The organism is Thermodesulfobium sp. 4217-1 (assembly GCF_039822205.1).
Taxonomy (GTDB): Bacteria; Thermodesulfobiota; Thermodesulfobiia; order Thermodesulfobiales; family Thermodesulfobiaceae; genus Thermodesulfobium.
Genome location: NZ_JBAGBW010000054.1, coordinates 1 through 1,758, shown reverse-complemented (window position 1 = coordinate 1,758; position 1,758 = coordinate 1). Strand labels below are relative to the sequence as shown.

The window sequence follows — 1,758 nt, the reverse complement described above, 5'->3', positions numbered from 1 at the left end:
ATCCTGCATTCCCGCTTTAATATAACGAGTCATTAAACAAACTCCCGCTAATATAATACTATATAGGATTTTTCTTGCTTTTTTCATCGTTACATAGTATAATATATGTAACGATGAATGTTGATAAACAAAAATTCTATTTAAATTATTATTAAGGAGATGAGCCATGGCAAAAGCTACCGTATATCAAACGAATAAAAAGACAGGTGTAACGTATGTATATGAGTCTGTATCTTTCTGGGATAAAGAAAAGAAACAGTCTAGATCCCATAGAAAGTTAATAGGTAAACTTATTGATAACCAGATTGTACCTACCAAAAAAAGAAAAGAAAATATAAAAGATATTGCCAAGTCTTCAAGATATTTTTATGGCGCAGTTTATCTTTTTGATAAAATTGCTCAAGATACTGGACTTCTTCAAGATTTAAAGGTATGTTTCGGCAAAGAATATAAACAGATTTTATCTACTGCCTACTACCTGATTCTCGAAGACAAAAACCCTTTAAGCAGGTTCGGCAAGTGGGCTATGTTACATAAACACCCGTACGGTAAGACAATAGCGTCCCAAAGAAGTTCAGAACTATTTGCTTCTATAGCAGAAGATGCAAAGAACAGATTCTTTCGTTTACAAGCAAAGCGCAGAGCACAAGAAGAATACTGGGCTTACGATACGACATCGATTTCGAGCTATTCAAAATGCTTAAAGCAGGTCAAATACGGTATGAATAAAGAGCATGACATTCTTGCGCAAATTAATCTTGCCGTATTGTTTGGAGAAGAATCAAACCTCCCGTTTTACTACCGCAAACTTGCAGGGAATATACCTGATGTTAAAACACTGAAGAAATTACTTCTTGATATGAACTTCTTAGGTTTTGATAAAGTAAAGTTGGTTATGGACAGAGGTTTCTACAGCATGGATAACATAAGCGGTCTATATAAAGAACACGTGAAGTTTTTGATTGCAGGAAAGCTTTCGCTTAAAATAGTTCAAAACGGTATAGCCAGTATTAAAGAAAATATAAAAAATTGGAAATACTATAGTCCTTTATATAATTTATATGCACGCTGTTTACCTATAACATGGGACTATACACAAGAACGTCCTTATAAAAAAAACGTGCTTAAAGAGAAAAAGCGCATGTACCTGCATATTTATTATTCCCCAGAAAGGGCAATAGAGAAAGAAAATGCTTTTAATATAAAGCTATCCAACTTACAAAGCGAGCTTATAAACAAAGAAATACAGACTGAACATCAGACTCTGTATGAGAAATACTTTGAAATATCAAATACTCCCGTAAGAGGTTTAAAAATATTACCGAATGAAGATGCAATTGCGGATGCGGTTAAGGATTTTGGATTCTTTGCACTAATATCTAACGATATAAAAGATCCTATAAGCGCACTACAGATATACCGCAATAAAGATTTAGTAGAAAAAGCATTCGGAAACCTTAAGGAAAGGCTTAATTTAAGGAGACTTTCCGTGTCGTCAGAGCAAAGCCTTGACGGTAAACTGTTTGTTGAATTTATTGCCTTGATAATTTTATCCTATATCAAAAAGAAAATGCAGGACAATAGCCTGTTTAAAGATTATACGATGCAGGAGATGCTTGATGAATTAGATATAATAGAATGCTTTGAGCTACCCGGTAAAAAAATACAGTTAGGCGAAATAACTAAAAAACAGATTCAGTTATATGAAAAATTAGGAGTAGATCCACCGACCTCGTTACAATAGTACGGGAATTTAGG

At 33.7% G+C, this 1,758-nt stretch carries 1 protein-coding gene; it reads left to right on the top strand.

The window, feature by feature from the left end:
- The first annotated feature begins 166 nt into the window (after positions 1 to 166).
- Complete coding sequence (locus V4762_RS09920; protein ID WP_347315617.1) at positions 167 to 1,744, top strand: IS1634 family transposase; 1,578 nt, start codon at positions 167 to 169, stop codon at positions 1,742 to 1,744.
- The last annotated feature ends 14 nt before the right edge of the window (positions 1,745 to 1,758 follow it).